This window comes from Paenibacillus sp. CF095, assembly GCF_900101225.1.
Classification (GTDB): domain Bacteria; phylum Bacillota; class Bacilli; order Paenibacillales; family Paenibacillaceae; genus Paenibacillus.
Genome location: NZ_FMZN01000001.1, coordinates 39,714 through 59,039, shown reverse-complemented (window position 1 = coordinate 59,039; position 19,326 = coordinate 39,714). Strand labels below are relative to the sequence as shown.

Genomic DNA, 19,326 nt, shown 5'->3' with positions numbered 1-19,326 from the left:
CCCCTATAAATATGTAGTATTCGACAGCTTTCTTCGTTCCCCTTTCACTTTCCAGAAATATTTTACAACTTTATTCCTATTTTTCTATAAAAAAAAGACCCCCATCTGCCGATAAACGGAGGTCCCCATGTAAATTTCATAACACTATTTTGTTAAATCATAATACAATATTGACACATTATAGGTATTTGAGCCTATTTCTTTTTTCTCATCATATCGAAGTACGAAACCGGTTGATCTACCTTCATTTTAATCAGTTGCAACGGGTGACGAGCAGCATCTAGAACATTGCCTTCTTCATCCTGTATTTCACCGACCACCTGTTTGAAAAAGTGACCTCCCGGACCGAAAAATTCGATTTCCTGTCCTGGTTTGAAGTGATTGCGCTGTTGAATGGTTGCCATTCCTGTTTCAGCATCATATCCCATGACCAATCCAGCGAAGTCAAAAGGTACAGCCTTTTCTTCCGGTTCATAGATATGATCTTCATGGTCTGGTGTATCATAGAAAAATCCGGTATTCAGCGGGCGATTCGCCGCTTTGTTCATTTCTTCAACCCATTCAGGTTTCAGAACATAATTTTCCGGGTCTGCCATATAGGAGTCAATAGCTTGACGGTATACATTAACCACAGTTGCCACGTAGTGGATCGATTTCATACGTCCTTCGATCTTGAAACTGTCCACGCCCACATCAATCAACTCGGGAATATGGCCAATCATGCACAGATCCTTAGATCCCATGGAGAATGAATTATCCTGTTCCTGGAACAGAGGAAGCTGATTCTCACCCAGTTTGAATGGCGCAGGTGCCTTCATCTGCATGTCCTCTTCGCTGACCCACACCGTATCTTCTCTCGCATCCTCGAACAGATCATACTTCCAGCGACAAGACTGGCAACAGCCACCCCGGTTGGAGTCCCGATCCGTAAAGTGATTGGATAGTACACAACGTCCGGAATACGAGGAACACATTGCCCCGTGAATAAAGGCTTCAATTTCAATATCCACATTGGCCTTGATCTCTTCAATCTCTTCAAAGCTGGTCTCACGTCCGAGAACAACACGTGGAAGTCCTTCATCTTTCCAGAACTTCACGGCTTGCCAGTTGAGTGTGGATTGTTGAGTACTTAGATGTACCTCAAGGCCTGGCACAGCACGAAGGGCTACTTCAATAATAGCTGGATCGGCTACGATGATCGCAGAGATTCCCGCATTATAGAGGTTTTGCAGGTATGTTTCGATACCCTCAACATCCTCATTATGTGCATAGATGTTCGTCGCTACGAACACTTTGGCTCCATACTTTTTGGCAAACTCCACACCTTCACGCATCTCTTCAAAGCTGAAGTTATCCGCGTTGGAACGCAGTCCATAGGCCTGTCCACCGATATAAACGGCATCTGCACCGTAATGGATCGCAAATTTCAGTTTTTCCAGATTACCCGCCGGAGCTAGCAACTCCGGTTTGTCCAGACGGTTACGTTTACCCGAGAACTTCCGCTGTACCGCCACTGTTTCCATTCTGTTCACCTCGTCTATTAATACACTTGTTCTTTATAGAAAAATCCAAACGACAATTCACGTTCAGGGTCCTGTAACTTCCGTACCTCAGCGAGCCACTCTTCAGAGAACGCATATGCATCAGCATCGGCTACATAACTGTCAATCGCTGTCCGATATGCACGTACAACAGCTTCATTGTAGGTAAGTGATTTTAACATACCTTCAATTTTGAAACTGTGCACACCCGCTTCCATCAACAGATGAAGATCTTCGAGGATACATATATCCTCAGAACTCATAATGTGCGTGCCGTTAATGTCCTCATAGATCGGAAACTTCTCATCCCGGCGTTCAGCCTCGATCAGGAACAATCCCCGTTCTTTGCCCAGATGTCCCTCAACCGGCCGCCCTTGATGAGCCATGTAACTTTGCACCAGACTGCGCTTGGAATGATAAATATTCGTCATACCATGCACCTGAACCTGAGCTTCCACCTTCAAAAAAGGAACCATTTCGGTCAACTCGTCCATATTCAACTCACGGGCAAGCACAACACGACTCGCTCCCTTAGTTCCCCAATAGTTGGCTGTCGCATAGTTCGTTGAAGTCATCTCCGCATTCCAGTGCAGCTTCACATGTGGCGCGTATTCCTTCATGGTAGCCAGCACGGATGGATCATTAAACTCCACACCATCAATACCGATTCTGCCAAGTGCTTGAACATATTCAGGCAATTCTTTTAACAATTCGTTGGACATCAGATTAGTCATGGATACATACACACGCGCCTGATGTTTGGCTGCAATGGCAACCACCTCTGCTGTCTCTTCCACGCTAAAGCTGCCTGGAAGACGCATGCCGAATCGATCATCTCCAATAACCAGAGCATCTGCTCCCGCCTGGAGCAGCACTTCTGCCTCTTTCACATTCGCCGCTGTAACAAGCAGTTCATGTTTCTTACTCATATAATCCCCTCCGCTTATTGCGCAGCCTTACTTTTGGCTATATTTTGCTGGTGTTCCTTATACGTTTTGGCAAATAGATGTCCAGATGAGCCATCCTTTTTTGTCACATAGAACAGATACTCCGAAGCTTCCGGATTTAGCGCTGCCTCAATGGACGGAAGACTTGGACTGGCAATTGGACCTGGTGGCAAGCCTTTGTTCAGATACGTATTATAGGGACTTTTCACCTTTAGATCCTTGAAAAACAATCGTTCCTTCGGTTTGTCGAGCAGATATTGCACAGTAGCATCAATCTCCAGCTTCATATCCTGATTGATCCGATTGTAGATTACACCTGCAACCAGAGCACGTTCCTCATCCACCACAACTTCTTTCTCCACAAGTGACGCAATCGTCAGCAGTTCATGCAGAGAAAGGTTCTTTTCCTTAAGCTTGGCTTCCAAATCAGGAATGGAATTAATCTTGGTCTGGAATTCTTCCAGCATCCGTTGCATCACATCATGTGTGGAACTTCCCTTTTTCAGCTCGTAGGTCTCCGGGAATAGATACCCTTCCAATCCGTAGCGAAGTTCTTCATCCACTGGAATATCTTTGATGATATCTACATCAAAGGCCGAAGGATCATTGGCCAACTTGATGAATTCATCCCGATCTACAACATGCTCATAAGAAAGCTTACCCGCCATTTGCAGAACGTTATAACCCTCCGGAATCGTAAATTTCACCATTTCCTCCGGTACAACTTCTCCACTGCTCAGCTTGCTAACAATCTCGTCATATGTCACGCCAGGATTCATAGAATATGTACCCGCCATGAAATTAGAACCTAGTTTCTTCCACTTTAAATACCCTTTGAAGGTTAACCCACTTCGAATAAGGCCTTCTTCTTGAAGCTGATCCGCGATTTTCGAAGTTCCCGATCCGCTCTTAATCTCGAATACGACAGGTTCTGTAGAAGCTTCCACAGGACGCATCATACTCCATACGTAACCGCCTGCGCCTCCGACAAGAACTACAATGATAAGCAGTATGACTACTATTGCTTTCCCTTTCAAAAAAGAAACAACTCCTTTACACAACCAAAAAGAGCGGACTTCTCCGCCCTCCCGGTTTTTTCAATTTGAAGCTGATTTAATCTTCGTCAATGGGGAGAGTACATTCATCATACAGTTCCGAGATGTTCTCCCACTCATCATCATCGTCGATCGTAACTAACTCTGGCATGATCTGGTCTTCACTTCCAGGCGATACTCGCAGAAGTTCAACCTCGTCATAAGGTCGCAACGAACTGCGGAGCACCGCGTACTGCTGACCGTTCACTTCGAACTCAGCCAACAAGTCATACGGTTGTGATTTACCGTTCTCTTCCTCGAGCTCAACATGAGCACCGAATGCCAGACGCAGTGAATCTGTCCATTTCAGGTCTTTGCGGCTATATTCCGTCATTTAGTTCGCTTCCTCTTCATCTTCAGCAAGAAATGTATTAAACGTCTCCTCGACGATATCCCATTCGGCATCATCTTGGATGACGAAAAGTTTAATATCGTCGCCCTCTTCTTCATAACGGAATGCATATACATCCGTTTCGCCATCTTCAGGTTCAACCGGAGCAACCATCATGTACTTGGCCTCCGAACCATCTACTTCAAACTTCATGATGACTTCAAATTCCTCTTCATTACCCTCGTCATCCGCAATGTAAATAATTTCCGCTTCTTCTTCCATACCCAGTTGATCTTCAGCCATTGTTGATCCCCCTCACCTTCTACTATTGGCATCCAAATAATTTTGCAAAATCAAGCTTGCGGCCATTTTGTCCACAACCTGCTTGCGTTTTTTCCGACTGACATCCGCTTCGATCAGCGTACGTTCTGCTGCCATGGTTGTCAGCCGTTCATCCCAAAGGTGAACAGGTAAATTCAGTTCATCCCGCAGGCGTTCGGCAAAAGCAATGCATATCTCACCGCGCGGTCCTACGGTGCCGTTCATGTTTTTGGGAAGTCCGACTACGATCTCACTAATCTCATGCTCACGCACAAGTTCGGCAATCCGAGCGAACTCGCCTTCATCACGGCGGCGTTCTAGCACTTCCAATCCCTGGGCAGTCCAACCGAAGGCGTCACTCGCGGCAACTCCGATTCTTCGGTCCCCATAGTCCAAACCTAATATTTTCATCCATGCTCTCCCATCCTGGGGCCTGCTCAGGTCGACTCAACATCGCCTTCTCAAGCTTCAGGCTGTCTTCTGTCGGTTCATTTCCCGCTGCCTGCATGGCTGCAACACAGCGGAAGCGGCGTACATTACCGATGATTGGCCAGATAGGAACGTACAAGCTCTTCAATCAGCTCATCGCGCTCCTTTTTACGGACCAGACTACGTGCGTTGTTGTGACGAGGAATGTATGCCGGGTCTCCGGAAATCAGATACCCAACAATCTGGTTGATCGGATTATACTCCTTATCGACCAATGCATCATATACCGTGAGAAGAATCTCTTTGGATGATGCTTCCTGTTCGTCACCTTTCACATTAAATTTAACCGTCTTATCCATGGAGTCCATTGATGACACCTCGCTCCTGCATGAACATGGGGACCATGTCCTGCCGAATTGATTTCTGTTTATATAATAACATATTCTGACTGCCACAAGTAAACAAAGGATAAGGCAATTGTGTTTTTTGCTTGTCCTTTACTGGCTTCAGCATATTGCATCAGTCGATTCCACTCGCTCTCAGGTACAAAAGTTGGACGGGAAGAAGCATCCCGATCCAACCTCCGTATAAAGAACAGAACCTTTCGAACTATATTTTGGCCTTTGAAAGCCCTCGTTCGATTTATGCAGTATGCCCGCTAACCAGCGAAACCGCCAGTTTCAGCGCTTCATCCAGCTTGGTCGCATCCTTGCCTCCGGCTTGCGCCATATCTGGACGTCCACCGCCACCGCCGCCGCATACTGCTGCGACTTCTTTGACGATTTTACCAGCGTGCAGTCCTTGTTTTACTTGTTCAGCAGGTACAGCTACAACAAAATTCACTTTGCCGTCCGCTGGAGCACCCAATACGAGTACCGCGTTAGGCAATTTTACTTTCAACTCATCTGCCACTGTACGCAGCGCATCCATGTTCGGAGCATCTACGCGTGCTGCAAGCAATTGTGTATTTCCTGCTTGTACCACTTGATCGGTCAATTGACCAGCTTCCATAGCACTCAGCTTGCTTTGCAGGGATTCAGTCTCTCTGGCTGCTTCTTTCAGTTGTTGGTTCAGACCTTCAATCCGTTTAGGTACATCAGCCACATTTGCTTTGAGCAGTGCTGCTGATTGTTTGAGCAGTTCCAACTGGCTTTCCACATACAGATATGCGCCGCGGCCAGTTACAGCTTCGATCCGGCGTACGCCGGAGCCAATTCCGCTCTCGCTCACCAGTTTGAAGATTCCAATCTCTGAAGTATTATTTACGTGACAGCCGCCACAAAGTTCCAAACTGTAGTCTCCGACTTGAACAACACGTACAATATCTCCATATTTTTCGCCAAACAGGGCCATTGCACCCATTTCTTTAGCTTCATCAATAGCTTTCAGCTCGATGTTCACGTTCAGACGATTCCAGATCTGTTCGTTCACCTGACGCTCAATTTCTGTCAACTCTTCCGGCGTAATGCTGCCGAAGTGAGAGAAGTCAAACCGCAGACGCTGTGGCTCTACGAGCGATCCTGCCTGGTTTACGTGTGTGCCGAGCACATCTTTGAGTGCCTTGTGCAGCAAGTGGGTTGCCGTATGGTTTTTGATAATGTCGCCACGTTTCGCTGAGTCTACTTCGGCGTTGATCACATCACCTACACGCAGTTCACCGGACTCCACAGTCACCAGATGTACATGTTGTCCGAGTGGAGCTTTGAACAAACCTTGTACTTTCGCTGTTACACCAGCACCGCGCAGCAAGCCTTGATCACTCACTTGACCGCCACTTTCCGCGTAGAACGGAGTCTTGTCCAAAACAACCTGACACGTCTGTCCTTCGCCTACAGATTCAACAAGGGCGTCACCAGCTACGATGGCTACCACTTTTGCTTCCGTCAACAGGTCAGTATAACCAACAAACTCGCTTTTAACCTCCAGATCAGCAAGTGGTCCGCCTTGAACTTTCATACTCTCGTTCTCTTGACGCCCAGCCCGTCCAAGCTCACGTTGTTTCTGCATGGAAGCATCAAAACCTTCACGGTCCACAGTCAGACCATGCTCTGCAGCATAATCTTCTGTCAGGTCAAACGGGAAACCGTACGTATCATATAGTTTGAAAGCTTCAGGTCCGCTAATAACCGTGCGTCCTTCGGATTTGGCTGTGCCGCTGATATCAGCCAGAATAGCCAGACCATCTGTGAGTGTCTCGTGGAAACGCTCTTCTTCAGTTTTAATCACTTTGGCGATGAATTCCTGTTTGTCCACTACCTCAGGGTAGTACATTCCCATCACTTCACCAACGGTTGTAGTCAGTTCATACAAGAATGGACGGTCAAGTCCAAGCACTTTTCCATATCGAACTGCACGACGAAGCAAGCGACGGATGACATATCCACGTCCTTCATTACTTGGCAGAACGCCATCACCTACTGCAAAGGCAACCGTACGAATATGATCGGCAATGACTTTCAGTGCAACATCAATCTCTACGCTGTCGTTATATTTCACACCCGCAAGAGCGGCTGTTCTTTGAATCATCGGTTGGAACAGGTCTGTGTCGAAGTTGGAATCCACATTTTGCAGAATGGAAGCAAAACGCTCCAAACCTGCACCTGTATCAATGTTTTTGTTAGGAAGCGGTGTGTAGCTGCCATCTTTGTTATGGTTGAACTGGGAGAATACCAGATTCCATACTTCCAGATAACGTTCGTTTTCCCCACCTGGATACATTTCAGGATCACTCATGTCGTTTCCATAAGCTTCGCCGCGGTCATAGAAGATCTCGGTACAAGGTCCACATGGGCCTTCGCCGATATCCCAGAAGTTTTCATCCAATTTAATGATACGCTCAGCAGGTAGCCCCACTTTTTCGTTCCACAGTTTGAATGCTTCTTCATCTTCCGGATATACCGTTACGGAAAGACGCTCCGGATCGAATCCGATCCACTCTTTGCTGGTCAAGAATTCCCACGCCCATGTTACGGTCTCTTCCTTGAAGTAATCTCCAATAGAGAAGTTGCCGAGCATTTCGAAGAACGTATGGTGACGACGCGTTTTACCAACATTCTCAATATCATTGGTACGGATACATTTTTGGGAGTTCGCAAGACGCGGGTTCTCCGGCTTTTCACGTCCGTCAAAATATGGTTTGAGCGGTGCCATACCCGCATTGATCCACAGAAGGGAAGGATCGTTGTGAGGTACGAGCGATGCGCTCGGCTCGATTTTGTGACCTTTACTTGCAAAAAACTCTATCCATTTGGACCGGATTTCACTGGCTTTCATACTGGATGCCCCCATTAAATTATAATAGTCCGTTGCGTATTCGCTCCGGTTGGTCAACATTGATTTTGTAAAAATAAACACAAAAAACGCCCCTGAATAATCAGGGACGATGTTATCGCGGTACCACCCTGGTTATTGCTGTTCATCCCTTGCTGCCCGGACAAACAAACAATCTCCTCGTTCATGCGAAATAACGGTCGCTCCCGGCAGGGTTGTCCTGCACTCCGAAATTAGCTTTCCGCCGCTTCATCTTTCAAGACTCTTCCAGCCATCAGTTCAGGCTCACCCTGATCCGAAGAAGTCTATTCTCTGAGGAAAGGAACCCTCGGCGTACTTTATTTCATCATCGATTTCATGTTCTAAACATACACACTCATTATATCGGTAGCACAAGCGGGTGTCAACGCGGCCGCGTTGATGTTTTAACCCTGTTATTTAGTCGGTCCTTCGTTTGATATAATAGGCGAAAAAGTGTTGCACAATCACCTTCAGCACGGCAAAAACAGGTACTGCCAGAATTAAACCTACAATGCCTGCCAGTTCACCTCCGACGAGCAGTGCAAATATAATCGACAGTGGATGCAGATGCAACGTACGTCCCACCACCTGAGGAGAAATAACGTTACTCTCCAACACCTGGCACAGTGTGTTCACAATGACAACAAGTAGCACCATTTTAAACGATACGGTTGATGCCATGACCACAGCAGGAGCAGCTCCAAGGAACGGCCCCAAGTAGGGCACAATGTTAAACACTGCTACAATGCTTGCAAGCAGCAGGGCATACGGCATATCAATGATGATATAACCAATGTAGGCAAAGATACCAACAATGACACAGACAATAAACTGTCCCCGAATGTAGTTCCCCAGTGCAGTATCGATCTCTTTCATCACCGAGACAATCGCTTTACGACGTGAACGCGGAAGATACGCCACAATGGTGCGCTCGAATACCTCAAAGTCTTTTAACATGTAAAAGATCAGAAATGGCACGATAAACACATTGAATAACACATTAATGGTCGCCCCGATATTGTCCATGAGCACGGTAATTCCCTGAGTTAGTCGATCCTCCATCTGAAAAAACCAACTGTTCATGCCTGTTCGCACACTTGGCGGCATTAATTTGTGATCCATATTGTTCATCAGGCTCTGGGCACGCATGGACAGTTCCGGCATATGCTCGTTGAGTTCCCCCAGCTGTTCAATCAATACCGGAATGACATTCATCAGAATGACACCAAGGCAGGTCAGGAAAAAGGCATATATGAGTAGTACCGCAATCGTACGCGGCACCTTGCGCCCTCCCAACATGCTGACAATCGGATTGAGTACATAAGATATGATAAGAGCTACGATAAAGGGCGCCAACACTGTTTTCAGGAACGCATATATGTGAAGCAGTAAAGGCCGCAGCAGCCATATAAAATATAAAATAATCAATCCGAGCAGCAGCCAGATCGCGTAACGGAACAGCTTGTTTTTGGTTAATTGCTCCACTTGCATCTCTCCTTTTGGACTGGCTCTGAGAGTCAGTATATGTAGGAAAGGTAATATTTATTAACACAGCGCAGAAGTGGAAAGAGCAATCCTAACTTTTTTTCTTAAACCCAAAAAACGCCTCCTTCATCAGAGAAGGAAGCGCATTTTGCAGTACAGGTTAGCATATAATCATACATACACCAGCCGAACCACTATGTAACCGCATCTATATACATCTGCCAACAATTAACGACAGCCTCCCATGACAGACATTGTCATGAAACCGCATATAGAGGAAGTTATTCTGCTTATTAAGAAGAAGCGTGAATATGAGGGAAGTCTTGTGGCAGCTCGTCCCCGAAGAACAAATCATCCAGGGAGCTCAGCGTACCGTCTTCTTCCACCTGATATACAGACATTTTCTCACCGTTCACCGTTAATTCGATAAAGCATCCCCAGCAATAAAACTGGTGGGAACCAATTTTCCCGATATCTTTGGAACTACAGTTTGGACATTTCATATTCATTCACCTATCCATTAACAGAATGAATGGCATTTTCCAAGCGTTGTTCACTCAGAGACGGCACCATAATGGCACTTTCCCCGATGGACATATCGCTTGTACATGGCAGCCATTTGCGGCCCTCGATCAGATCGGACACAAAACCGTCCGTAATTTCAATCCCTATTATTGTATTTCCCAACTCTTGGTCAAAATAAACATCGGAGACACGCCCAAGCAGCAAACCTTCTTCGGTGAGCACGGACATCTCCTTCAATTTAGACCGACCGAGGAGGTACGTGTATTTTATGTCGTCGGCTCCCGTCTTGCGGACAGCCTGTTGATTACGGATCATGACGGCATCTTCGCCGTAGGCAACGATATCTTGCCACTGCACGATTTTGACATGATTGGTAAACAGACCTTTGTTCTCAAGCTCAATGCCTTCGATCTCCCAATCATCATTCACAATGAAATCCTGGATTTTACCGACCTGCTTCCCGTCCTCAACATCAAAAACGGCAAGTCCGATCATTTCCTGAAGCTTCATCGCTGGGTCCCCCTCATCTTCTTATCATTAAATAGGCGCGGCGCTATTGCTAGGTATGCCCAAAGTTGATGAGTGGCAATCAGACGCCGATCATCAAAACCGCTTCTATCCAACCGATGAAATGGAACTTCTTCCCTCCTTCTGTTCCATGTGTAAAGTTCCCCTTAGGGTCTATTACGCAGTCGTCCAAGAATGGTTCCAATTTTTTCGGCGGTTATCATGATTTCTTCCGTAGTATTACCCAATCCCCAGCTAAATCGAATCGCAGAGTGTAAAAATGTTTCAGGCAATTTCATCGCTTTGAGCACATGAGAGACTTCAAGTGAACCGGAAGTGCAGGCAGAACCGCTTGCAACAGCAATCCCTTCCATATCCAGATTCATTAACATCGTCTCTGTGGACACTTCCGGAAAGCTGATATTCAGGATGTTTGGCAGCGTATGCTCCAGGTGTCCATTCACGTGAAAGTGCTCCGTCCCCACATGAATTTCAAGCTGTTCCAACAAAAGTTTACGCAATTCCAAATCATGCTGCCAATGCGCCTCCGTTTGTGCTGATGCAATCTTGAGCGCCTCTGCAAATCCGGTAATACCTGCGATATTTTCCGTACCAGCGCGACGCTGACGCTCTTGCAACCCACCGTGAGCTCTTGCTTCCAGCACAATTCCTCGCCGTACATAGAGTGCACCCACGCCCTGAGGTCCATTGATTTTATGCGCTGAGAAGCTGATCAGGTCCACAGGCAGTTCCTTACAGGAAATATTCTGGCTGCCCAGAGCCTGAACTGCATCGGTATGGAAAAGGATATTATGCTGACGGGCAAGCTCACCTACCTCGCGGATCGGCTGAATCGTGCCTACTTCATTGTTGGCATACATCATGGTGATTAACACCGTATCCGGTCGAATGGCCTCTTGCAACTCATCCAAATTTATTCGTCCATAACGATCCACAGATAGATAGGTTACTTCATAACCTTGCCGCTCCAATTCCTGACACGTATGCAAGACAGCATGGTGCTCAATTGCAGTCGTAATGACGTGTTTCCCCTTATCCTGCCTGGATGAGACTACTCCAAAGATTGCCAGATTGTCGCTCTCCGTGCCGCCTCCGGTGAATACCAATTCGTCCGGGAAACAGCCCAAAGACGCCGCAATGACATCCCTTGCTCCGCTGACAGTCCGTTTGGCCTCACGCCCAAAGGCATGGATACTTGATGCATTGCCAAATTGTCCTGTCATGACGTTCATCATCGCTTCTGCGACTTGTGGATGCATAGGTGTCGATGCGGCGTGATCCAAATAAATTCGTTTCATTTATCTTCACCCCGTTATATGTTAAATTTCTATCTGATGGCAAACTGTCAAAATTGGAAACTGAAACGGATGCTCTGTTGTCACATCTTCGTGTATAATGTTATATATCCATTTCAAAAAGGAGAGAGACATGAGTGATCCCATTCTCGGGCAGATTCTGAATCAGCTTCAACAAATGGACAAACGATTCGACAGTATCGACGTACGTCTTGAAAAGATGGAAGACAGACTGAATACCATGGATAGCAGACTGGACACCATAGAGGAACAAACTAAAAACATTCCGCTTCTTCAAGAAGCTGTTCTGGAAACATTGACCGTTACGAAACGTCTTGACGCTTCCCAATCCGCCTCTGAACGCAAAGTAACTACCGAATTGAATACCCATCAGCACAGCATTGATATTTTGAATCGCCGTCAGTTACGCATGGAAGCTGATATAGAAACCTTAAAAAGTCGCTGATTTACAAGTGATCCAGTTAAGTTCACACTTGACCAGCTTGTAAATCCCGCGGCTGAATACATAGCCCTGCTCAATTAAAATAATCCGTAGAAATTGAAGAACAGAACAAAGTATCCATTGGATGTCTAAAGCCCCCAAGTTGGGGGCTTTATTGTGTCTTCTGTGATGCGAATTAATGATCTTAAATGTAAAACATGTAGCTATCTTTTTTGTCCTGATCCTGAAAGGTAATCAGGTCTTTCAGTGTTGTAGAATCCAACACTTCCGCAATCCCGTCACGAATACGCAACCACAGATCACGTTTCGCCGGATCATCTTCCTCCGTGAAGTCTACTGGAGAGATTGGCCCTTCCAGTACACGGATTACATCGCCTGCAGTCACGGTTGCAGGATCACCCGCAAGGATATAACCGCCGTAAGCACCTCTAATGCTCTTCACCAGTCCTGCATTACGTAGTGGAGCAATCAGCTGCTCCAGGTAATGCTCCGAGAGCTGGTTGCGCTCGGCAATGCTTTTAAGTGATGTAGGGCCTTCGCCTGTTCTGGCAGCAAGCTCCATCATGATTGTGAGGCCGTAACGGCCTTTTGTCGATATTTTCAAAGGAGTCACCTCTTTCAATTTTCAGAAACGATTGGAAACTTTATATTTTATCCTGTGGTCCACGACCTTTTCTTTCACGATCTGTCCACAGCAGAGATTCATAGAACTAATCTTTAACCTTCTAATCCTCCGTATTCCGATCATAACCCTCAGCTAATGTTAACATATCTGCATGCTTTATGGAAAAGAAAGATTGACGATATTCAAAAATGTGCGTCTGTGGTGGACACTATCCAAAATTGGCCGGGTGTATCGTATCTTGAGTCCGGTTATGCTAGAATAAGAAACGAAACACATTTATATATAGAAATGGTGATAACGATGTCCAAAACAATTGAAAATACACGGGTCGTCGTTGGCATGTCCGGAGGTGTCGATTCTTCCGTTACCGCACTGCTGCTGAAAGAGCAAGGGTACGATGTCATCGGCATTTTCATGAAAAACTGGGATGACACCGACGAGTTCGGCCACTGTACCGCTGAAGAAGATTCAGAGGATGTACGCCGCGTATGTGAACAGATCGGCATTCCTTACTACACTGTCAACTTCGAGAAAGAGTATTTTGATAAAGTATTTACCTATTTCCTTGATGAATATAAGTCGGGTCGCACGCCAAATCCGGATGTCATGTGTAATCGTGAGATCAAATTTGGTGAATTCCTGAACAAAGCTCTGGATCTCGGCGCAGATTATGTAGCTACAGGACACTATGCTCGTCTGATTGAAGAAGATGGCACACTTAAGTTGCTTCGTGGTGTGGATAACAATAAGGATCAAACGTATTTCCTTAACGCACTCAATCAGAACCAGCTGTCCAAAGCCATGTTCCCGATTGGTCATCTGCCCAAACCGGAAGTACGCAAAATCGCAGAAGCGGCTGGTTTGTATACTGCCAAGAAAAAAGACAGCACAGGTGTCTGCTTCATCGGTGAGCGTAATTTCAAAGAGTTCCTGAGTAACTATCTGCCTGCCAAAGGTGGAGACATGGTTGATATCGCAACTGGTGAAGTCAAAGGTCGTCATGATGGTCTGATGTACTACACACTTGGACAACGCCAAGGTCTTGGCATTGGCGGTTCCGGCAATGGTGAACCCTGGTTCGTTGCAGACAAGAATCTGGAGAAGAATCAACTGCTTGTTGTTCAGGGCGATGCCCATGCAAGCTTGTACTCCACGGGTCTAATCGCAACGGGTGTGAACTGGATTGCTGGTGAAGAGCACATGCCTAATGTGCCATTCCGTTGTACTGCCAAATTCCGCTATCGTCAGCCGGATCAAGGTGTTACATTGACCTGGCAGGAAGATGGAAGTGTAGATGTACAATTTGATCAGCAGCAAAAAGCCATTACGCCAGGACAAGCCGTTGTTTTCTACGACGGAGAGGTCTGCCTGGGTGGGGGTACGATCGATCAGGTGCAAAAAGTACCTGTACCTGCAATGCAATAATAGAGCTTGTCCATTAAAATGCGGATTATACACAATACCGTGTATCCCTATTAAAAAAGCCGTCTTTCATGTATACCATGAAGGATGGCTTTTTTCCTGCTTTTCTTTGCAAAAAAAATAAAATTAGTTCGTTATGCAGTCAACCAGACTCCTGCCAAGGAGGCCAACACCCCAACTACAACCGAACTGACGACGTAGAGCGCCGCGCTTGCGTATCGTTGTCGACCCATAAGTCCTAACGTTTCATAGCCAAAGGTGGAGAACGTGGTGTACGCACCGCAGAACCCGGTTCCCCAGATCACCCAGATTCCATCTGAGATCATTGCAGATTGATGCCACCCGTATAACAGCCCAAGCAGCAGTGAACCACTGATGTTGATGATCCATGTTCCCCATGGAAAAGCCGTTCCCAGCAAGCCAGAGACCCATTTTCCCAGACTGAAACGCAGTACCGCACCCAGCACACCTGCAAAACCAATCCACAGGATCATGAGGCATCACCCTCTTGTCTTGGTGCTCCCAACATACGATGTCCAAGGCTCATTCCCAGCGCACAGAGCAACAACCCTGCCAACAGACTTACGATCATATAAGTAGCGGCACTGATCCATTCGCCCCCTTCGGATAAACGAACAATATCCAGTGTAAACGTGGAGAATGTTGTAAATGCGCCAGTAAAACCTGTGCCAATCGCCAGTCGAAGTTGTGGTGTTATTTTGCCTGGAACAGCTATGGTAAAGAACCACCCTAAAAAAAGACTGCCCATCGCATTGATTAACAGCACTGCCCAAGGGACCCCCCCATGGACAGTTGGTATCGCCAACTGTATGGAATATCGGGTCACTGTTCCGAGAAATCCACCTGCCCCTATATACAAAAGCTCTTTCATGTTATGTGCATCTCCCGAGTGATCTGACTGATCTTACAAATCCCTACGCCGCTGTTGGTTTAACCTAATCTTCGATTCGTTCCCTTGCTCCGTGGCCTCATAGAATACTCTCCGTGAGAGCTGCTTCGGCAAATATTCTTGTTTCACGTAATGCCCCGGATAGTTGTGTGGATATTGATAACCCTCATGTCCAAGCTTCACGGCACCCGAGTAATGCGTATCTCGCAAGTGAAGCGGAACTTCTGCCGATTTTACCTCATCAATGGCGTTCATGGCTTTGGAAATGGCGGTATACACCGCATTGGATTTTGGACTTTCGACCGCAAACAGAATCGCTTGTGCAATGTTCAGCTTGGCTTCGGGCCAGCCGTTATTTCGGTACGCATCAAGTGCTCCAATTGCCTGAGTCATAGCTTGCGGGTTCGCAAGTCCAATATCTTCACTGCTCGCTGCAATCAGACGCCGAATGAAGGTCATCGGGTCCATGCCGAGCTTCTCCACCGCGTATAGAAACCAGAACAAAGCCGCATCACTGGAACCCCGAATACTCTTGTGAAATGCAGACAGCACATCATACTGTGTGGATTCATCTGCCTTCACAATGGGGCGCCGAATAGACTCTTCTGCTACACCAAGCGTAATATGAATGGATCCATCCTTCTCCGGTGGCGTCGTCAACGCAGCCAGTTCAAGCGCGTTAAGCGCACGTCGAATATCCCCATTGGCCATCGTAGCAATATGCTCAAGCGCCTCATCGTCCGCCTGCAGTTCCATGAACCCCAGACCTTTGTCCGCATCACTCAATGCTCTGCGCATTGCAATTAGGGAATGATCCTTATTTAGCGATTCTAGCTGGAACAGAGTGGATCGGCTCATCAAGGCTCCATTGACATAATGAAAGGGATTCTCTGTTGTCGCGCCGATAAAAATAATCGTGCCCTTCTCTACCGCTGGTAATAGCGCGTCCTGACGTGAACTGTTAAACCGGTGTACCTCATCGAGGAACAGAATAGTTTTGGTTCCATACAGCTGTTTGTTCGTTTGCGCCTGTTCGATGACTTCACGCACATCCTTGACGGAAGCTTCTACTGCATTCAGACGTACGAACTGTCCTTGCGTTTGCTGGGAAATAATATGTGCCAAGGTTGTCTTGCCGCATCCTGGAGGGCCGTATAACAAGATCGACGAAATCTGATCGGCCTCGATGGCGCGCCGGAGTAATTTCCCCGGTCCAATAATATGTTCCTGTCCAATATATTCATCCAGATGCTCTGGCCGCATGCGGTCCGCGAGCAATCTAGCTTGTGGTTTTGAGTCTTGTTGAAACGAAAATAAATCCATTGCTCATCACTTCCTTAACGGATTGCCTTGCCTTGAATACAATTACACTTCTGATGGTTCTCCACTCTCTATCATATCATACTCTCGCGGTAACATAGTCATAAATGCATGAAGTGCACTGCTGACAAAGGCATCCTTGCGAGTAATAAAATGAGTCATCATGCGATTCATACCTACGGGGAGTGTATGCGTGCGCAGTAATCCATTTTTGATCTGATGTCTAATCACAATCTCTGGTAATAAGGAAATTCCCATGCCTGATGTAACCCCACTAATAATCGCTTCAAGGGTTCCAAATTCCATAATTACTGGGCGGGTAACACCACCCACCTCTAACCATTCCTCCAAAATCTGACGATAGGAACACCCCATACTGTATACAAGAATGGGTTTACTCTTAAGATCTTCTTCCGTAGGACCCATACCAGAATAGACAACAAATAGTTCTTCATCAAATATGGGAATAGAAACGATGTCGGGATGATCACAGGGACAACCAATGAAAGCCCCTTCCAATTCATACCCAATCACCTGATCCATAAGCATCTGCGAATTGCCAGTAACCAGTGACAAGGAGACATCTGGATACTGTTTATAATATCTGACGAAAAGTTCAGGTAGTCGCACGGCCGCAGCGGTTTGTGTAGACCCTATTCGCATTGGACCCGATGGTGTGCTCGTCGCCCGAAGCGCCTTGGAAGCATCATTCAGCAAACCGATAATTTTATCTGCATAGGTCAGCAACATTTCTCCGGCTGGAGATAACGTCATGCCTCGGTTATGACGAATGAACAACGTTGTACCTACTTCTGCTTCCAGATGCCGGATTCGTGCCGTTACGTTCGATTGAACATACCCCAGTTTAGAAGCAGCTTTGGTCAGATTCCCTTCCTGTGCAACACACTGAAATATTCTAAGATCCCCGCTCTCCATGGTCCCCCCACTCTGACATCATTCAAAATGATATCCGTTTCATTACCAATCATTATACTTCATGTGTAAACCGGACTACAATTCATGTAGATCCCAAACCAGTCATCTGACTGGATGATGATAAGGAGTGTTCAGCATGACATACTGGAAAAATAGAGTTGCTCTGATCACAGGTGGTGGAACAGGTATAGGACGTGCTGTAAGTGAGATGCTCGCTGAACGCGGAGCCTTGGTCGCTGTTAACTATTCCCGCTCACAAGAGGCAGCAAGAGAGACTGTTCAACACATTTTGGATACGGGAGGCCATGCAATCGCCGTTCAAGCCAATGTTGCCAATGATCTTGATGTCCGGCGGATGGTCACTACAATAACTGAAACCTATGGCCCGATCACTGCACTTGTAAATAACGCCGGAATCACGCGTCATATCCCCATGCACGATCTGGAGTCTGTTAAAGATGACGTCTGGAATGAGCTGCTTGATGTGAATGTGAAAGGCATGTTTCATTGCGCTCGTGCAGTGACGGAAGGCATGAGACAGGCTGGCGGTGGTTCTATCGTAAATCTGGGCAGCATCGCAGGCAGTACGGGCTCGGGCTCCTCCCTCCCTTACGCCGTCTCCAAAGCGGCAGTTCATGGTCTGACCTTGTCACTTGCGCACGCACTCTCACCACACATTCGGGTGAATGCTATCGTCCCGGGCGCAGTTGCTACAAGGTGGTGGGCTGGAAACGAGGAGCGAATGTATCGTCTCGGCGGAGAAGTGTTATTACAACATATTGCCTCACCTGAAGATATCGCACACATGATCTGTGCTGCGCTGGAACAGCAATCCATGACCGGGCAGCTAATTACTGTAGATAGCGGACAGACGTTATGAGCTCCAGTCATGATAAAGATACCCGGGTCATCAAACCACTGAAATATACACTATTGATCATTTTGACAACGCTAATCATGGGTACTTCTTTTCCAGTTGGCAAGATCGGCATGTTATATGCCCCACCTTTCCTGCTCATGGGCATACGTTATATACTGGCAGGTGGCTTGATGGCCTTGTTCCTTCGTAAACGTCCTTTACCTAATGGATGGCAGTCATGGTTGAAAATAACCCTCATTGGCTTGTTCCAATCCGCAGGAGTGATGGGCTGTGCCTACTACAGCATGAACTGGATTACATCCGGTGAATCCGCCATTATTACGTTTACCAATCCGCTACTGGTCATTATCCTCAGTGCTCTCTTATATAGAGTGACCTACCGTTTCAGTCAGTGGATCGGTGTTATACTCGGTTTCATCGGGATAATGTTAACTTTTGGGTGGCAGATGAGCTTTAGCCCCGGAACCTGGATTGGATTTGGTGGAGCGATTTCCTTTGCCGTGTCCACATTGCTCATCAAACGCTGGGGTAATGGCTATGATACTTTTGTCTTAACAGCCTATCAGATGCTTGCTGGAGGTGCTGCGTTGCTTCTGCTGAGCGTATGGACTGAACAGCCTCACTTTATGGTCAATACCACCTCGGTTATGGCGCTGCTCTGGTTAACGCTTGTTTGCTCCATCATTCAGTTTTCACTCTGGTTTTACCTGCTGCAGAATAGTGACCCAGCCCAAACCAGTTCGTATCTGTTTCTGGCACCATTCTTTGGTGTACTATCGAGTTGGATTTTGCTGGGAGAGCACGTTCAGTGGTTTGCATTAGCAGGCGGTTTATTTATTGGTGTTGGTATATTCCTGGTGAACCGTCGCTCATCCAGAATGAGAAATAGAGTAACATAAACTTGAACTCCCCGCGTTCTTCCTTAGGAGATTAATCATTTCACGTACAAAAGCAAAAAAGGCATGCGCTTATGGGACTTTCCC

General features: G+C 46.7%; 21 protein-coding genes. 4 read left to right on the top strand and 17 right to left on the bottom strand.

Going from position 1 to position 19,326, the window contains the following annotated elements:
* Positions 1–194 precede the first annotated feature (194 nt).
* The 12 genes from BLS69_RS00315 to BLS69_RS00260 form a co-directional block, all read right to left on the bottom strand.
* On the bottom strand, positions 195–1,523 hold the full coding sequence (locus BLS69_RS00315) for a peptidase U32 family protein (RefSeq protein ID WP_091027680.1): 1,329 nt from the start codon (positions 1,521–1,523) through the stop codon (positions 195–197).
* A gap of 17 nt (positions 1,524–1,540) precedes the next feature.
* Positions 1,541–2,470, bottom strand: a complete 930-nt coding sequence (locus tag BLS69_RS00310; protein ID WP_036616959.1) for a peptidase U32 family protein — start codon at positions 2,468–2,470, stop codon at positions 1,541–1,543.
* A 14-nt stretch (positions 2,471–2,484) separates the two neighbouring features.
* Positions 2,485–3,525: an endolytic transglycosylase MltG gene (mltG, locus tag BLS69_RS00305; protein WP_256332185.1), complete on the bottom strand. Its 1,041-nt coding sequence runs from the start codon at positions 3,523–3,525 to the stop codon at positions 2,485–2,487.
* 76 nt (positions 3,526–3,601) lie between these two features.
* Positions 3,602–3,916: a DUF1292 domain-containing protein gene (locus tag BLS69_RS00300; RefSeq protein ID WP_047844066.1), complete on the bottom strand. Its 315-nt coding sequence runs from the start codon at positions 3,914–3,916 to the stop codon at positions 3,602–3,604.
* Positions 3,917–4,216, bottom strand: coding sequence for a DUF1292 domain-containing protein (locus BLS69_RS00295; RefSeq protein ID WP_017686820.1), 300 nt, complete (start codon positions 4,214–4,216; stop codon positions 3,917–3,919).
* Positions 4,217–4,228: 12 nt separating this feature from the next.
* On the bottom strand, positions 4,229–4,645 hold the full coding sequence (gene ruvX, locus BLS69_RS00290) for a Holliday junction resolvase RuvX (protein WP_062835871.1): 417 nt from the start codon (positions 4,643–4,645) through the stop codon (positions 4,229–4,231).
* 125 nt (positions 4,646–4,770) lie between these two features.
* The gene (locus BLS69_RS00285; RefSeq protein WP_036616950.1) at positions 4,771–5,031 is read right to left on the bottom strand and encodes an IreB family regulatory phosphoprotein; all 261 of its coding nucleotides are present in this window, start codon (positions 5,029–5,031) and stop codon (positions 4,771–4,773) included.
* A gap of 274 nt (positions 5,032–5,305) precedes the next feature.
* On the bottom strand, positions 5,306–7,936 hold the full coding sequence (gene alaS / locus BLS69_RS00280; protein ID WP_091027678.1) for an alanine--tRNA ligase: 2,631 nt from the start codon (positions 7,934–7,936) through the stop codon (positions 5,306–5,308).
* A 435-nt stretch (positions 7,937–8,371) separates the two neighbouring features.
* Positions 8,372–9,439 carry an AI-2E family transporter gene (locus tag BLS69_RS00275; RefSeq protein ID WP_091027676.1) on the bottom strand — a complete coding sequence of 356 codons (1,068 nt, stop codon included), beginning with the start codon at positions 9,437–9,439 and terminating at the stop codon, positions 8,372–8,374.
* Positions 9,440–9,732: 293 nt separating this feature from the next.
* A complete protein-coding gene (locus BLS69_RS00270; protein ID WP_091027674.1) occupies positions 9,733–9,942 on the bottom strand; it encodes a hypothetical protein in 210 nt (69 codons plus the stop codon).
* A gap of 10 nt (positions 9,943–9,952) precedes the next feature.
* Positions 9,953–10,474: a PRC-barrel domain-containing protein gene (locus BLS69_RS00265; RefSeq protein WP_017686814.1), complete on the bottom strand. Its 522-nt coding sequence runs from the start codon at positions 10,472–10,474 to the stop codon at positions 9,953–9,955.
* Positions 10,475–10,638: 164 nt separating this feature from the next.
* Positions 10,639–11,790, bottom strand: a complete 1,152-nt coding sequence (locus tag BLS69_RS00260) for a cysteine desulfurase family protein (protein WP_091027671.1) — start codon at positions 11,788–11,790, stop codon at positions 10,639–10,641.
* Positions 11,791–11,920: 130 nt separating this feature from the next.
* On the opposite strand from BLS69_RS00260, the gene BLS69_RS00255 reads away from it, so the two are divergent.
* A complete protein-coding gene (locus BLS69_RS00255; RefSeq protein ID WP_091027670.1) occupies positions 11,921–12,253 on the top strand; it encodes a hypothetical protein in 333 nt (110 codons plus the stop codon).
* A gap of 181 nt (positions 12,254–12,434) precedes the next feature.
* Here the strand turns inward: BLS69_RS00255 and cymR are convergent, their stop codons facing one another.
* A complete protein-coding gene (gene cymR / locus BLS69_RS00250; RefSeq protein ID WP_076212458.1) occupies positions 12,435–12,854 on the bottom strand; it encodes a cysteine metabolism transcriptional regulator CymR in 420 nt (139 codons plus the stop codon).
* Positions 12,855–13,175: 321 nt separating this feature from the next.
* Between cymR and mnmA the strand changes: the two genes are divergently transcribed.
* On the top strand, positions 13,176–14,300 hold the full coding sequence (gene mnmA, locus BLS69_RS00245) for a tRNA 2-thiouridine(34) synthase MnmA (protein ID WP_143023545.1): 1,125 nt from the start codon (positions 13,176–13,178) through the stop codon (positions 14,298–14,300).
* 131 nt (positions 14,301–14,431) lie between these two features.
* Here the strand turns inward: mnmA and crcB are convergent, their stop codons facing one another.
* From crcB to BLS69_RS00225, 4 genes are read right to left on the bottom strand one after another with little or no spacing between them, the layout of a single operon-like run.
* On the bottom strand, positions 14,432–14,791 hold the full coding sequence (gene crcB / locus BLS69_RS00240; protein WP_091027667.1) for a fluoride efflux transporter CrcB: 360 nt from the start codon (positions 14,789–14,791) through the stop codon (positions 14,432–14,434).
* Complete coding sequence (locus tag BLS69_RS00235; protein ID WP_091027665.1) at positions 14,788–15,189, bottom strand: fluoride efflux transporter FluC; 402 nt, start codon at positions 15,187–15,189, stop codon at positions 14,788–14,790. The genes crcB and BLS69_RS00235 overlap by 4 nt, the downstream gene beginning before the upstream one ends.
* Before the next feature lie 33 nt (positions 15,190–15,222).
* Positions 15,223–16,530 (bottom strand): replication-associated recombination protein A, encoded by a 1,308-nt coding sequence (locus BLS69_RS00230; RefSeq protein ID WP_091027662.1) that lies wholly within the window; start codon positions 16,528–16,530, stop codon positions 15,223–15,225.
* Positions 16,531–16,572: 42 nt separating this feature from the next.
* Entirely contained in the window at positions 16,573–17,463 is an 891-nt protein-coding gene (locus BLS69_RS00225; protein WP_091027661.1) for a LysR family transcriptional regulator, read from the bottom strand.
* Between the two features lie 136 nt (positions 17,464–17,599).
* On the opposite strand from BLS69_RS00225, the gene BLS69_RS00220 reads away from it, so the two are divergent.
* Together BLS69_RS00220 and BLS69_RS00215 are read left to right on the top strand one after the other, a co-directional pair.
* Entirely contained in the window at positions 17,600–18,343 is a 744-nt protein-coding gene (locus BLS69_RS00220) for an SDR family NAD(P)-dependent oxidoreductase (protein WP_091027658.1), read from the top strand.
* Positions 18,340–19,242 (top strand): DMT family transporter, encoded by a 903-nt coding sequence (locus tag BLS69_RS00215; protein ID WP_091027657.1) that lies wholly within the window; start codon positions 18,340–18,342, stop codon positions 19,240–19,242. Before BLS69_RS00220 ends, BLS69_RS00215 begins: the two co-directional genes overlap by 4 nt.
* Positions 19,243–19,326: the final 84 nt, after the last annotated feature.